Consider the following 14,282-nt stretch of genomic DNA (forward strand, 5'->3'; position numbering starts at 1 on the left):
TGCATTATGATTGCGACCAATGAGTTTTCTCATTCGATAGTTTTTTTAAACCACCCCAAGGAAATGACCATGTCCTCTTTGATCAATACCCAAGTCCAGCCCTTCAAAACCCAGGCCTTCCACAACGGCAAGTTTGTGCAGGTGTCCAACGAAACCCTCAAGGGCGAATGGTCTGTGCTGATTTTCATGCCCGCCGCCTTCACCTTCAACTGCCCCACAGAAATCGAAGACGCGGCCGACAACTACGCCGAGTTTCAAAAAGCCGGAGCCGAGGTCTACATCGTGACCACCGACACCCACTTCTCGCACAAAGTCTGGCACGAGACATCGCCTGCTGTGGGCAAGGCCAAGTTCCCCTTGGTTAGCGACCCGACACACACCCTGACACGCGCTTTTGGCGTGCACATTGAAGAAGAAGGCCTGGCATTGCGCGGCACCTTCATCATCAACCCCGAAGGCATGATCAAGACCGCCGAAGTGCACTCCAACGAGATCGCCCGCGACGTGTCCGAGACCCTGCGCAAGCTCAAAGCCGCCCAGTACACCGCCGCCAACCCCGGCCAAGTGTGCCCCGCCAAGTGGAAAGAAGGCGCCAAGACTTTGGCTCCTTCCATCGACCTGGTCGGCAAGATCTAAATCTCGGGTGCCCTGCTGGTCAGGGCGCTGAGTTCAACGCATGCGGGCCACAAGCCTGCGTGCCTTGCGCTCAACGCATGCCCCCCCCAATTCGCCCAAATTCACCCCAATTTCCCCTGTTCCCTGGCCTGCGCCACAAGTGCGGGTCCAAGTTCACTGCCCCCTGAAAACCGGAGATCACCATGCTCGACGACACCCTCAAAGCCCAATTGAAGCAATACCTGGCCTTGCTGCGCCAGCCGATCCGCCTGATCGCCTCGTTGGACGACAGCGAGACCGGCACCGAAATGAAGAGCCTGCTGGAGACCATCGTGGGCCTGTCGGACAAAGTCACTTTGGACACCACAGGCAACGATGCCCGCAAGCCGTCTTTTGTGGTGGCGCGTGAAGGTCAAACGCAAGGCGTGCGTTTTGCCGGTTTGCCTTTGGGCCACGAGTTCACTTCTTTGGTCTTGGCCCTGCTCTGGACCGGTGGTCATCCCCCCAAGGTCGAGGCCGACGTCATTGACAGCATCAAGGCCCTTGAAGGCAACTTCAATTTCGAGGTCTACATGTCCCTGAGCTGCCACAACTGCCCCGACGTGGTGCAGGCCTTGTCGCTCATGGCCATCGTTAATCCGCAGGTCAAAACCGTGGTGATCGAAGGCGGCGCTTTTCAGAAAGAGGTGCAAGAGCGCCAGATCATGGCGGTGCCCATGGTCTTTTTGAACGGCCAAGTGTTCGGCTCAGGCCGCATGAGTGTGGAAGAAATTGTGGCCAAGCTCGACACCAAAGCCGGTGAGCGCGACGCCGCCAAGCTCGACGCCAAAGAACCCTATGAAGTGCTGATCGTCGGCGGTGGCCCTGCGGGTGCCGCCGCTGCGGTGTATGCCGCCCGCAAAGGGATCCGCGTGGGTGTGGCCGCCGAGCGTTTTGGTGGCCAGACCAACGACACCATGGCCATTGAAAACTACATCTCGGTGCTGGAGACCGATGGCCCCAAGTTTGCCGCTGCGCTCGAAGCGCAGGTGCGTCAGTACGGCGTGGACATCATGAACCTGCAGCGCGCCGCCCAAATCATCCCCGCCACCGAAACCGGTGGTTTGGTGCAGGTCAAGATGGAGAATGGCGGCACCTTGCAGGCGCGCACCGTGATCTTGTCCACCGGTGCCCGCTGGCGCAACGTCAACGTGCCCGGCGAAGCCGAGTACAAAAACAAGGGCGTGGCCTATTGCCCGCATTGCGACGGCCCGCTGTTCAAGGGCAAGCGCACCGCCGTGATCGGTGGCGGCAACTCGGGTATCGAAGCGGCCATTGACTTGGCGGGCATCGTCAAGCACGTCACGGTGTTCGAGTTTGCCGACCAGCTCAAGGCCGATGCGGTGCTGGTGGCCAAGCTCAAGAGCCTGCCCAACGTCACCATCCACACCCACGCGCAGACCACCGAAATCACGGGCGATGGCGGCAAAGTCAACGGCATCCGCTACAAAGACCGCACCACTGGCGATGACCATTGGGTCGAGTTGGAAGGTGTGTTTGTGCAAATTGGCCTGGTGCCCAACACAGAGTTCCTCAAAGGCACGGTTGAGCTGAGCAAATTCGGCGAGATCGTGGTGGACGCCAAAGGCCACACCAATGTGCCCGGCGTTTTTGCAGCGGGCGACTGCACCACAGTGCCTTTCAAGCAGATCGTGATCGCTGCGGGTGAAGGTGCCAAAGCGGCCTTGAGCGCCTTTGACCACCTGATCCGTACCCCGGCCGCTTCTGTGGCTACCCCGGTGGCGCAGACCCCAGCCGAAGCCGAACTGGCTTAAGCTGCCCTTTTTTCTTGTGAAGCAGGAGTTTGACCATGCCGTGTTTTCTGATTGATCCTTCCCAAAAGACCCTCACTGCCGTCGAGGGCGGCGGTGACTTGGCCGGGGTGCGCGCGTTGATTGGCTTTGAGACGGTTGACAGCGACGAGATCGATGCCAACGGCGACCGGCTGTACTTTGACGAGAAATGCTTCATCCGCCAAACACCTGGTGTGGGGCGTTTTCAGCTGGACAGTCTGGCCCCGGTGGCGGGCATGGGCGTGGTGGTGGGCTCTGGTGCCCAGGGCAGCCTGCTGACGCCGCAAGTCAGCCTTGAGGCCTTGATCGCGCGCGTCAAGTTCCTGTGATATCGGACGTCACTTGAAGCCCACCCGGTCCAGCATCTGCTGCACCTTGATCTGGTTCATGCCCACGGCGCTGATCGGCAGCAACTCGCTTTTGAAGTTGCCACCCGTCATGGCTTTGAGGGCCGGGTTGTCAAAGCTCACGCCTTTGGCGGCTGGCCACTCGTTGTTGCCGTTGGCAAAGTGGTTTTGTGCAGCGGGGCTGGCCAGGTATTCCAAAAATTTGACCGCGTTGTCGGTGTTTTTGGCATGGCGGGCCACAGCGCCGCCGGCCACGTTCATGTGCGTGCCCCAGCTCGATTGGTTGGGGAAGACCACACCGACTTTTTCGGCCACGGTTTTGTCGGCAGGATTGGACGACCGCATCATGCGGGCCAGGTAATAAGTGTTGGTGACAGCCACGCCGCATTCACCCGAGGCCACGCCTTTGATTTGGTCCGTGTCGCCGCCTTTGGGACTGCGCGCCATGTTGTCCACCAGACCTTTGAGCCAGGCTTCGGTTTTTTGCGGACCCAGGTGCTCGGTCATGGCGCCAAACAAGCTCAGGTTGTAAGGGTGTGAGCCGCTGCGGATGCACAGGTTGCCCTTGAGTTTGGCATCGGCCAGTTTCTCGTAGCCGTCCACATCGGTTTTGTTGAACTTGAGCTTGTCGTACACGATCACGCGCGCCCGCGTGGACAGGCCAAACCAGGCCGTGCCACCGTTGTCGGCGGGTTTGGCCCGCAGGTTGGCGGGAATGGCTTCGTCGAGTTTGGCGGACTTGATGGGCAAGAAAAGGCCATCGACCTCGGCGCGCCACAGCCGGGCGGCGTCGACCAGCAAGATCACGTCGGCCGGGGAGGCTGCGCCCTCGGCCTTGAGTCGGGCGAGAATACCGGCATCATCGGCATCCACGCGGTTGATCTTGATGCCCGTGGCTTTGGTGAAGTCGCTGTACATGACTTCATCGGTGGGGTAATGCCGGGCAGAGTAGATGTTCAGCACTTTATCTTGCCCCAGGGCCGATGCGGCGCTCAGGAGGCAGGTGATGCTCAACAGGGTTTTGGACGGTGTCATGGTTTCTCTGGTACTGCTGGGGTGAATGGTCAAAGTTTAAGCCAAATGCGAATCGTTATCAATAAGATTTGAGGAATACATGCAAACAGTGCAAGGGATAAGCCATGGCTTGCGGGTCGAATCCGCAGGGTCAGCCAGGGCGGGTGGTGGGCTCCGGCGATTGGGGCAGCGGTTCGGTTTGGTGTTGACACTGGTGGTTTTGACGGGCTGCGGCAGCTTGCCGTCCAGCAAGCCGCAAGAACCCAGCCCGCCTGCGGCCGAGCGGCGAGAGGTTCGGCTGGGGCTGGCGCTGGGTGGCGGCGCGGCGCGTGGGTTTGCCCATGTGGGCGTGATTCAGGTGCTTGAGGAGGCGGGGCTCAGGCCCAGCCATGTGGCCGGCACATCGGCGGGGAGTTTGGTGGCCGCCTTGTACGCCAGCGGCAAAACGCCTGCCGAGCTGGTGCGTGTGGCCGAGTCCATGCAGGAGGCCGAAATCACCGACTGGATGCTGCCGATTTTGAACCGGGGTGCTTTGCGTGGCGAGGCCTTGGCCAAGTACGTGAACACCCAGGTGGGCGGCAAAACCATGGAACAGATGCAAATACCGCTGGGCATTGTGGCCACCGATTTGGGCAGCGGGCAGGCGATCACCTTCCGGCGGGGCAACACGGGCGCGGCGGTGCGGGCGTCGAGTGCGGTGCCAGCGGTGTTTCAACCGGTTCGGTTGGGCGATCGTGAGTACGTGGACGGGGGCCTGGTGTCGCCTGTGCCGGTGCGCCAGACGCGTGAAATGGGGGCCAACTTTGTGATTGCGGTGGACATTTCCAGCGACCCGGAGGGCAACCCCTATGGAGACACCTTCCAGATTTTGATGCAGACCTTTGCCATCATGGGCAAAAGCATCAACACCCTGGCGCTCAAAGAGGCCGATCTGGTGATTCGGCCCGTTTTGGCTGGCATCAAAAGCGCCGATTTCAGCGCCCGTTTGCGATCGATTGAAGCCGGGCGGGTGGCGATGCGGGCGGCTTTGCCCGCTTTGAAAGTGCGTTTGGCCCAGTTTGAAGAGGGGCGGTGAACGGACTGGGGTCCCCGATCAAGTCATGGGACACCGGGTCAAACGACGCGAGAGGACAAAGCCTAGCCAAAAAAAGGGCCGATCTTGCGATCGGCCCTTTAACGGATCCCTGTTTCCCAGATGAAATTCAAAGAGACCCGAGGAGACAACTGGCAAAAACAAGCGGCAGAGGCTTGCAAAGCCTGCCGGTTAAAAAATTACTTTTTCTTGGCAGCTTTGGGGGCAGCCGTCTGCGCCACCGCAGTCAGGTTGGACTCGGCCAGTTCGGTGGCTTGCTTGACGGCTTTTTGCACGGTTTCGAATGCGGCGTTGGCGGCGGTCACGGCACCCTTCATCATGGCCACGGCTTGTTCGGAGCCGGCAGGGGCGTTTTGGGCGGCGCTGTCCACCAGGCTGGCGAACTGCTTTTGCGCGGCGGCACTTTGGGCTTCGAAGGCCTTGGTGAACTCGCTGCCCGTGCCCGACGCGATGTCGTACAGGTGGCGGCTGTAAGCGGCTGTTTTTTCAGCCAAGGGCTGAAACAGGTTGGCTTGCATCGCCATCAGCTCTTGGGCGTCTTTCACGCTCAGAGCGGCTTGGGTGTTGTTGGCGGACTCGTTTAAAGCGGCTTTGGTGGCGCTCAGGTTCAGTTCAACCATTTTTTCAACGCCTTCGAAGGCTTTGGCGGTCAGGCCAAACAGGGTTTCCACGTTGGCTTTGTGCGCGGCAGCGATTTGTTCGGGTGTCATCATGAGGGGCTCCAGATAAAAGTTTGGTTGCAAGAAGACTGCGCCGTAACTGGCCGGGGCCGTACAACTTTGTTGCAGTGCAGCATGGGTTGAAGTATAGGGTTTCCATGGGGTGTTGCAAGGGGATGCGCCCACTCGCGGCTCAGTTTAGAGAGGGTTTTCTAGAATCAGGGCCCCACCAGAGCATCCCATGCACGCTTACTACGCCGACCACTTTGTATTGCCCTTGCCCGAAGGCCACCGCTTTCCGATGCGCAAATACAGCCGTCTGCGCGATCGCCTGACGCAAGAGCTGCCCGCCGTGGTCCTGCGCGAGGCCCCGGCAGCCAGCGACGGCGAGCTGGCGCTGGTGCACACCCCCGCTTATATCCAGGGTGTGGCCACCGGCAGTCTCGATGCTGCGGTGCAGCGCGAGATCGGTTTCCCTTGGAGTTTGGCCATGGCCGAGCGGGCCCGCCGCTCGGTCGGGGCCACGGTGGCCGCCGCCCGGGATGCCTTGGCCCACGGGGTGGCGGGTAATTTGGCGGGCGGCACGCACCACGCTTATGCGCACAAGGGCGGGGGCTTTTGTGTGTTCAACGACATCGCGGTGACGGCCCGTCTGATGCAGGCCGAGGCCTGGCGGCACCAGCGCCAGACCTTGAAGGTGGCGGTGATCGACCTGGATGTGCACCAGGGCAACGGCACGGCGCATGTATTTGCAAACGACCCCAGCGTGTTCACGCTGTCGCTGCACGGCGAAAAGAACTTCCCGTTCCGCAAGGAGCCCAGTGACCTGGACGTGGGCCTGCCCGACGGCTGCACCGACGAGCCCTACTTGGCCGCCTTGCACCAGGCCTTGCAAACCCTGCAAGACCGCTTTGATCCGCAACTGGTGATTTACCTGGCCGGGGCTGACCCGCACGAGGGCGACCGCCTGGGACGCCTCAAATTGACGATGGACGGCATGCAGGCGCGCGACCGGGTGGTGTTGGACTGGGCCTGGCAGCGCCGCCTGCCGGTGGTGCTGTGCATGGGCGGTGGCTATGGTCACGACATCGAGACCACGGTGCAGGTGCAAATGCAGACCTGGGACGTGGCCTTGGGCTATTGGCAACGCTGGCACAATCTCGGGCGATGAACACCCCAGTTTCTTCCACAGCCAAACCCCAGCCGGACGCCCGCAGCAGCTACAAAGCGTTTCGCGCCATCAGCACCCGCTGGATGGACAACGATGTGTATGGCCATGTGAACAACGTGGTGTACTACAGCTGGTTCGACACCGCCGTGAATGCCACGCTGATTGAGCGTGGCGTGCTCGACATCCATGGGGGCAGCACCATTGGCTTGGTGGTGGAAACCCAGTGTTTTTACTTCGCGCCGCTGGCCTTTCCGCAAAGCGTTGACGCAGGCATCCGTGTGGCCAAGCTGGGCACATCCAGCGTGCGCTACGAGGTGGGTCTGTTTGCCCAAGGCGAAGACCTGACCGCAGCCCGAGGCCACTTTGTGCATGTGTACGTGGACCGCGAAACCCGCCGCCCTGTGCCCCTGCCGCCCGCACTCAAAACATTTTTGGAGACATTGACATGATGAACACCGGACCCCAAGTCAGCACCCGGGTGAACGACCCGGCCAGCGTGGAGGCCGCCATCCTGAGCCGCTTCTCGGCCCGCGCTTATTTGCCAAAGCCGGTGGACCGCGCTGTGCTGCAAGAGGTGCTGGACATCGCCGCCCGCGCGCCCAGTGGCACCAACACCCAGCCCTGGAAGGTGTATGTGCTGCAAGGCGCCAAACGCGACGAGTTGGTGGCCAAAACCTGCGCCGCGCACGATGCCATCAGCGCCAACCCGGCGCTGGCCGCGGACTCCGCCGAGTCGTATGACTACTACCCCGAAAAATGGGTCAGCCCCTACATCGACCGACGCCGCGAATGCGGCTTTGGCTTGTACGGCGTACTGGGCATCGGCAAGGGCGACAAGGCCTTGATGCATGCCCAGCACCAGAAAAATTTCCGTTTTTTCGATGCTCCCGTGGGTCTGATGTTCACCATTGACAAAGTGATGGGTCGGGGCAGTTTGCTCGACTACGGCATGTTCTTGCAAAGCCTCATGGTGGCCGCCCGATCGCGTGGACTGCACACCTGCCCGCAAGCGGCCTGGAATGGCTTTTCCAAAATCATCTTGCCGTTCGTGGGCGCAGGTGACAACGAAATGCTCGTTTGCGGCATGTCGCTGGGTTATGCCGATGAGACGGCCCTGGTCAATACTTTCCAGACCACACGGGTGCCTTCGCAAGACTTCACGCATTGGGTCGATTGAGCCGTTTCCATTGATCAAAGCGCAACAGCGGGCGAATGTGGATGTGCCCGCTGGGATGACCGAGTTGCTTGATCTGGAGGCCAACAAAAATGGGTCTGACCCGGCCATCGGTCTCAAAGGGGGGTTGGCCTCAGGCCTGTAAACCAGCGCAGGCGTGACGGCTCAGGCCAATCCGATCGGGGCGGTGAACGCGTAGCCAATTTTGTGCACGGTTTCCAAGGGCAAGTCACTGCCCAGCAACTCTTTGGCTTTGTTGCGCAGTCTGCGGACCAGAATTTCCAGACGTCTGAAGTCATAGGTTTGCGGGTCATGACCCAAGCGGGTCACCAAGGCTTGGCGTGCCACCGCTTGGCCACTTTGTTCGGCCATGACCTGCATGAACATGAATTCAGAGTGGGTGAGTTTGAGGGGCATGCCAGAAGGATGGTGCAGCATCCAGTTCATGCGGTGCAAGACCCAGCTGGGTGAAGCTTGAGCCCGTATCCGCCGCATCAGGTTGTGGACTAAAGAGGCCAGCTCCTCCAACTGAATGGGTTTGACCAAGTACACATCTGCGCCGGCTTTGATGCCCTCAATGCGTTGGCTGCTCTCGCCCCGCGCCGTGGTGATGATCACACCTTTGTTTTGCAGCAGGGGGTTTTCCTTGAACCAGACCATCCCATCGCCATCGGGCAAACCCAGGTCGATCACTGCCACATCGAACTGGTGGGTGCGCATCCATTGGGTGGCCATGTTCAGGCTGCTCACACCATCGGCTGCGAAGCCTTCCATGTTCAGGTAAGTGACCATGGCATCCATCAAATCGACCTCGTCTTCGATCACCAGAATGCGTCCGTGCAAAGGATTGGAATTGCTCATGGGGCCCGATTGTCACTGGTTTTGATGGGGCAACCAAAGGCAAAAACGACTGCCTTGACCCACAGCGCTTTGCAGCTCCAGTTTTCCGTGGTGCATTTGGACAATGCGCCGGACAAAAGCCAGACCCAGTCCCATGCCGGAGATGGTGCTTTCAGAGGCCACGCGAAAGTAGTCTTCAAAAACTGCTTCATGGTGCACGGTGTCAATCCCTTGCCCCTCGTCGCTCACGCAAATGCCAACCCATCCTGGTTTTTGCAGGGTTTCCACCAGCACCTTGGTGCCCGCATTTGAGTATTTGCACGCGTTGTCAATCAGGTTCAAAACGGCCACTTCCAACAAGTTTTCATCTGCCCAGAGATCACCCACAACGCGGTTGATTTTCAACTCCAAGCGGTGGTTGGCGTGGTAACTGGTTTGGTCGTCGATCAACTCGCGAAGCCATGCCGCCAGTGGCAGGTGTTGCGGCTTCATGTCTTGCATGGCTTGTTGCAAACGATCACCACGCAGCCAGGTTTCAAACAGGGAAAGCAACCGTCGGGTGGCGCTGTCGATGGTTTGCAGTCGTTTGTCCAAATTCAATTGCCCCAGTTCATGCTCTTTGCGAATCAGGCTGATTTGGCTGTTGACGATGCCCAAGGGATTGCGAAATTCGTGAGAAATCAAAGCCCCAAAACGCATGTATTGACTGAGCAATTGGGTTTCCGAGCTCAGAGCGAGCTTGAGTTGCTCGGTCCGTTCTTGCACAGCGCCTTCAAGGCGCTCCTCGGCCAGGCGTGCACTCTCTAAAAGACGCTGGTTGGCTTCGATGGCTTGTTGTTGTGCCGCTTCGCGGTTTTTGCGTTCGACGTGCACCATGTCGGCCAAGGCCAAGGCCAAGAGCAGCATCTCAATGGCTGAAGAAATTTGCAGGCTGTAGGATGTGAATGTGTTGGTGGGCAGCAGGTCAAAAGATCGCAAGGCGGCGATGCTGGCCCCCGACCAAAGAACCAGCCAAGCCAGCAAGAAAAAGCGGGCTCCTTTTTCGCCCCGACGCACGATCATGGTCCCCGCGACCGCCACCCAGCCTCCGGTGGGCAGCACGACCATAAACAAGCCCATCAACAACCATTCTTTGAACTGCCCGTGCCACAGTGTGCTGAGCAAGGCCATGGCCATCAGCAAGTAAAAACTGGCAAAGAGCATCAAACCCCGTGAGGCCCAGGGCAGGTGTTGACGCGCTTGCAAAAAACGGTCGGCAAACAGCATGGAAAAACACCCCACCAAACTCAAAAAAACCGATTGCGCAATGCCATCAAACGCGGTTTTACCGGGCCACAGGAACAACTGTCCCAAGCCATTGCCCGCCAGCATGGCCAAACCAAAATGACCCACAAACAGGGAGTAAAGCAAAAACCGCAGGTCCTTGAGCGATAGCCACAAGAAAAGGTTGTAGATGAGCAAAGCGATCAATCCACCGAAATACAGGGCTTGAAGAATGAACTTGTTTTGAATGTGGTGACGAAACGGCTGCTCTTGCCACAGGCTCAAAGGCACCGTCAGGCTGTGATCGCTGGTCACACGCAGATAAAAGGCTTCTGAGTCGGTACTGATCTGCACGGGGAATGCATAAAAACTGTACAAAAAAGGCCTTGTCGAAATGTCCAAGGCGTTGCCAGTGCGCACGGGCGGTTGGTTGGGGGCAAAAAAATCGACGGTTCTCAATTGGAAAAAAGGCAACTCCAAAACCCAGTTGGCGGGTGCATCGCTGGTTCTTTGCAAGGGGATGCGGATCCACACCGCCGATTGGCTAAATCCCAAATTGATCTCCCCGCGTTCGGCTTCCCAAGTTTGAAAACGGCTTGCCAGTGCTGGACTGCGCACATCTTCCAGCGTCAACTGGCCTGTTGTGTCTTCCAACACGGCCGCATTTTGCAAACGTTGTTGATCTGGTGTGTCCCTGTCCAGCACATGGGTTTGGGCCTGCGACAGCAAGCTGAACACCATGGCCAGGACGATAAGCAGTGAACGGGTGAATTTCATACGCTGTAAAAATTGTCTTTTTTTGACTGTATTTGAATCAATTTTTTAAAAAATGTCGGATTGTGATGTTATTTGTCGAATTTGACGACTTCAACGCCATAAAAATCAAAATTAACATCTCCAAACCTAAGCCCCTAGTGGGGTTTTTTGCCATTTCCGAGCCATGTGCAAGGGGGGGAATGTCAGGTGGGTCCCCGAACGAGGAGCCGCAGGTGCATTTTGATGAATTTTTCTTGGAGAAAAAATATGTTTGAACAAGTCGTTCCCGTGAACAAAGACCGTCACGCCAGCAAAAAAGTTCGCACCAGCAACGATTTCCGTTTTGCGTCCAAATTCCATGTGGCCTATGTGACTGTGCACGAATTTGCCCGCGCTGCGGCCATCTACCCCTTGGTTTTCCTTGAAGACAAAGCCAATGACGATTTCCGTCCTGTGGCGCTGATGGGTTTGGATGCCGGTGAAAACCTGTTCGTGGACAGCCAGGGCCAATGGGCTGGATCGTACATCCCCGCCATCATCCGCCGCTACCCTTTTGCCCTGACCAAGGCCCCAGAAGCTGACCGCTTCATTGTCTGTGTGGACGAAGCCAGCGAACTGCTCAGTGACACCGAGGGCGCCCCCATGTTTGATGCCCAAGGCAATCCCACGCAGGTGATTGAAAACGTCAAGCGTTACCTGGGTGAATTGCAGCAAATGGACGGCATGACGCATGAATTCAGCAAATTTCTGGTGCAAAACAACCTGTTGACCCCCTTGAACATGCGTGTCAACGCGGCCAACCAGGTGCGCAACATCACCGGCTGCTACGTCATCAACGAAGAGCGCCTGAACAATTTCAGCGATGCCAAATTCGCTGAAATTCGTCAAAAAGGCTATCTGCCCGCCATTTACGCACACCTGATTTCCTTGTCGCAGATCGAGCGACTGGCCTCCATGAAAAAACCAGCCGCAACGGCCAGCGAAAAGGCTGCCGCTCTGAGTGGTACCGATACCCTGCAATAAGCAGCCACCACCGCCCGGATGGCTGCTTAGCAACAAGCGGTCTCAGGGGCATTTCATGGTGGATCTTGAATGGAATTGAGCGAAGAGGTCAGAGCATGGTCAATTTTTCTGAGGCACGGGGGAGGCGAACACTGCCATGGTGTTTGTTCGCTGTGTTGGCGGCGGCATCCACTGGGGTTCAGGCCCAAGACAAGCCCTCAACGCTGAGTTTGCAAGCACTGGTCTCACAAGTGCGTGAACTGAACAAAGACATTCTCACCAAGCGCGCTGAAAAGGGCATTGCGGCGACGGCGATTGACCGCGCAGCAGCCGCTTTCCAGCCCGTTGCCAGTGTCACTGCCACCGATGGTCGTAACCGCCAACCGAGCACCTACGAAGAAAGGTTGTCCAGACCCGGTGCCGTCGATTCTTTTTACCAGCGCGATGGCCAGGATTTCACGGCTGGCGTGAGTCAGTTGCTGCCGACGGGCGCCAAACTCGAAGCCAAAAGCAGTCTGTCCCGCTTCATCACCAACGTCAATCAAGCCCAACCGGATCGCCCTGCAGGGGCCAAAGACAACCGCACTTTTTGGGGCCTGACGGTGACGCAACCCTTGGCCAAAGACGGGGGTGTCGAGGTCACCCAAGCGCGTGGTTTGGTGGCTCAACTCGATCTGGCTGTGGCCCAGCACACCCAGACCGATACCGAATCCAGTGTGGTGGCCGATGCCACATTGGCCTACTACGAACTGGTCTTGGCCCAGCACCGGGTGAGCGCAGCCCATGAAAAAATCCGCACGGGTCAGGGTTTGCTCAGCCAAGCGCGAGATTTATCACGCCAGGGTCGCTTGCCTGAAACCGAAGTCTGGGAAGTCGAAAACTCTTTGTCGCGTTTTCAGGCCGGACTCAGTGAAGCCATGCAAGCCGAGCGCGAGCGCTTGAATCGACTGAACACCTTGCTCATGCGAGCGGCCGGTGCCGGAGCACCGGTTTGGCGTGCCGCCGACCCTTTGCCAGAGGTGACCATCCGCGATGCAGTGGCTTCTGAGTCACTGAGTCTGGCCATGGAAAATCGGCCAGACTTTTTGATGCAGAAAAAACTGCTCGAACGGGAGGGTGTGCAGTTGGTGTATGCCCATAACCAAGCCTTGCCTCGCCTTGATCTGGTGGCCAGTTATGGTCAAAACGGACTGGCCTACGCCGCCAGAACAGCCCTGAACGCCAGCGCCATGGCTGACAACCCAACCTGGACCGTGGGGTTGCAACTGCAGATGCCTTTGGGCGAAAACCGCCAAGGCCGAGCAGATGTGATGGCTGCGCAGTTGCGCCGTGAAAACGCGATGCTCGCGCTCAAAGCCCTAGAAGTTCAAATTGCCAACGACATCGACACCAGCCTGAGCATGCGCGCCAGTGCCATTGAGCGATGGACGCACTGGCAATCGGTGGCAAAACGTGAACAGCAGCAATTGGAATTGGAGCGCAAACGATTTACCGCAGGACGCAGTGAAATGCGCGAAATCCTGATGCGTGAAGAGCGTGCTGTGAACGCGCGACTGATGCTGCTGGAGCAGCAACTGGCCTTTGCCAAGGCGCAGGTTGTGCTGGAGTCGGCCCAGGGCACATTGCTCCAGCGATGGCCATCATGAGGCGTTTGAACAGCATGGACGCATGCTTGTCCATATTTAGGGTCACGGTGTTGGCCCTTTTGCCCTGGGGGGTGGCGGTCGCACAACCTGCCGCTCCCCTGAACCAGGGCGCCATGAAAACGCAGAGTGCCGCGGTGGGCGTCACACAAGCCTTGCGCGATGTCAAGCTCAGCATGACCGTGGCCGGTCGCATTGATGGGGTTTACGTCCGCGAAGGCTCTCGGGTGCGACAAGGCCAATTGTTGATGCATCTGGACCGAACACTGGAAGAGCTGGAGGTGCAGCGCCGACGTCTTTTGGTGGAAGACAAGGCCCGGCTGCAAGAGCTTCAGCAAAAAGAAAAAATACTGATCGAGCAAGTCAACGCTTTGCAGCCCTTATTGGCCAATGGCGGCGTTTCCCGCAAGCAAGTGGAGGACGAGGTGATGGCGCTGGGCTCTGTGAGTGCAGAGCGCAAAGCCATAGAAGCGACGAAGGACCGTGAGCGTGTTGAATTGGCCTTGGCGCAAGAGGCCTTTGAGCGGCGTCATCTGCGTTCGCCCATCGACGGCGTCATCACCAAGGTGGCCCTGCGTGCAGGTGAAAGTGTGGGGGCGCATGAGCCCGTGATCGCCGTGGTGGACATCAGCCGGGTGCGCTTCATGGGCACCGTCCCCGCGCGTGCAGGTCTCTCATTGAAGCTGGGCAGTACCGTCAAGATTGAATTGGGGCAAGACACGCAATCCCAAACGCGCTCAGCCAAGGTGGTGTTTGTCTCGCCCATCACCGACCCCTCCAGTGGCTTGATTGAAGTGATTGCAGAGTTTGACAACGCCGACGGTTCCATCCGACCCGGCATCAGTGGCCGACTGTTGTTCTGATCGTCTGCCC

The 14,282-nt window shown here is 58.5% G+C and carries 14 protein-coding genes; 10 read left to right on the top strand and 4 right to left on the bottom strand.

Translation table 11 applies throughout. The annotated features are described in order from the left end of the window. The first annotated feature begins 69 nt into the window (after positions 1–69). From ahpC to Q0O99_RS08055, 3 genes are all read left to right on the top strand, one after another. Complete coding sequence (ahpC, locus tag Q0O99_RS08045) at positions 70–636, top strand: alkyl hydroperoxide reductase subunit C (RefSeq protein WP_293750259.1); 567 nt, start codon at positions 70–72, stop codon at positions 634–636. 182 nt (positions 637–818) lie between these two features. Then, positions 819–2,429: an alkyl hydroperoxide reductase subunit F gene (ahpF, locus tag Q0O99_RS08050; protein WP_293750261.1), complete on the top strand. Its 1,611-nt coding sequence runs from the start codon at positions 819–821 to the stop codon at positions 2,427–2,429. 35 nt (positions 2,430–2,464) lie between these two features. Continuing rightward, positions 2,465–2,776, top strand: coding sequence for a hypothetical protein (locus tag Q0O99_RS08055; protein ID WP_293750263.1), 312 nt, complete (start codon positions 2,465–2,467; stop codon positions 2,774–2,776). A gap of 9 nt (positions 2,777–2,785) precedes the next feature. On the opposite strand, the gene Q0O99_RS08060 is transcribed toward Q0O99_RS08055, so the two are convergent. Continuing rightward, a complete protein-coding gene (locus Q0O99_RS08060; protein WP_293750265.1) occupies positions 2,786–3,829 on the bottom strand; it encodes an extracellular solute-binding protein in 1,044 nt (347 codons plus the stop codon). A gap of 79 nt (positions 3,830–3,908) precedes the next feature. Here Q0O99_RS08060 and Q0O99_RS08065 point away from each other — a divergent pair, with 79 nt between their 5' ends. Next, entirely contained in the window at positions 3,909–4,883 is a 975-nt protein-coding gene (locus Q0O99_RS08065; RefSeq protein WP_293750266.1) for a patatin-like phospholipase family protein, read from the top strand. Between the two features lie 197 nt (positions 4,884–5,080). Here the strand turns inward: Q0O99_RS08065 and Q0O99_RS08070 are convergent, their stop codons facing one another. Then, positions 5,081–5,614: a phasin family protein gene (locus tag Q0O99_RS08070; RefSeq protein ID WP_293750268.1), complete on the bottom strand. Its 534-nt coding sequence runs from the start codon at positions 5,612–5,614 to the stop codon at positions 5,081–5,083. Positions 5,615–5,801: 187 nt separating this feature from the next. On the opposite strand from Q0O99_RS08070, the gene Q0O99_RS08075 reads away from it, so the two are divergent. Genes Q0O99_RS08075 through Q0O99_RS08085 form a run of 3 tightly spaced genes read left to right on the top strand, consistent with a single transcriptional unit; the run spans position 5,802 to position 7,908 of the window. Beyond that, entirely contained in the window at positions 5,802–6,731 is a 930-nt protein-coding gene (locus Q0O99_RS08075; protein WP_293750270.1) for a histone deacetylase, read from the top strand. Further along, positions 6,728–7,180: a thioesterase family protein gene (locus tag Q0O99_RS08080; RefSeq protein WP_293750272.1), complete on the top strand. Its 453-nt coding sequence runs from the start codon at positions 6,728–6,730 to the stop codon at positions 7,178–7,180. Before Q0O99_RS08075 ends, Q0O99_RS08080 begins: the two co-directional genes overlap by 4 nt. Further along, positions 7,177–7,908: a nitroreductase gene (locus Q0O99_RS08085; RefSeq protein WP_293750274.1), complete on the top strand. Its 732-nt coding sequence runs from the start codon at positions 7,177–7,179 to the stop codon at positions 7,906–7,908. The genes Q0O99_RS08080 and Q0O99_RS08085 overlap by 4 nt, the downstream gene beginning before the upstream one ends. 162 nt (positions 7,909–8,070) lie before the next feature. Here Q0O99_RS08085 and Q0O99_RS08090 read toward each other — a convergent pair whose 3' ends face one another. Together Q0O99_RS08090 and Q0O99_RS08095 are read right to left on the bottom strand one after the other, a co-directional pair. Further along, entirely contained in the window at positions 8,071–8,766 is a 696-nt protein-coding gene (locus Q0O99_RS08090) for a response regulator transcription factor (protein WP_293750276.1), read from the bottom strand. Between the two features lie 12 nt (positions 8,767–8,778). After that, the gene (locus Q0O99_RS08095; RefSeq protein ID WP_293750278.1) at positions 8,779–10,785 is read right to left on the bottom strand and encodes a sensor histidine kinase; all 2,007 of its coding nucleotides are present in this window, start codon (positions 10,783–10,785) and stop codon (positions 8,779–8,781) included. A gap of 267 nt (positions 10,786–11,052) precedes the next feature. Here Q0O99_RS08095 and Q0O99_RS08100 point away from each other — a divergent pair, with 267 nt between their 5' ends. The 3 genes from Q0O99_RS08100 (at position 11,053) to Q0O99_RS08110 (ending at position 14,272) form a co-directional block, all read left to right on the top strand. Next, positions 11,053–11,787: a SapC family protein gene (locus tag Q0O99_RS08100; protein WP_293750280.1), complete on the top strand. Its 735-nt coding sequence runs from the start codon at positions 11,053–11,055 to the stop codon at positions 11,785–11,787. 95 nt (positions 11,788–11,882) lie between these two features. Further along, positions 11,883–13,412, top strand: coding sequence for a TolC family protein (locus Q0O99_RS08105; RefSeq protein WP_293750282.1), 1,530 nt, complete (start codon positions 11,883–11,885; stop codon positions 13,410–13,412). 113 nt (positions 13,413–13,525) lie between these two features. Further along, a complete protein-coding gene (locus Q0O99_RS08110) occupies positions 13,526–14,272 on the top strand; it encodes an efflux RND transporter periplasmic adaptor subunit (RefSeq protein ID WP_293750284.1) in 747 nt (248 codons plus the stop codon). Positions 14,273–14,282: the final 10 nt, after the last annotated feature.

Source organism: Limnohabitans sp. Rim8, assembly GCF_945901735.1.
Classification (GTDB): domain Bacteria; phylum Pseudomonadota; class Gammaproteobacteria; order Burkholderiales; family Burkholderiaceae_C; genus Limnohabitans_A.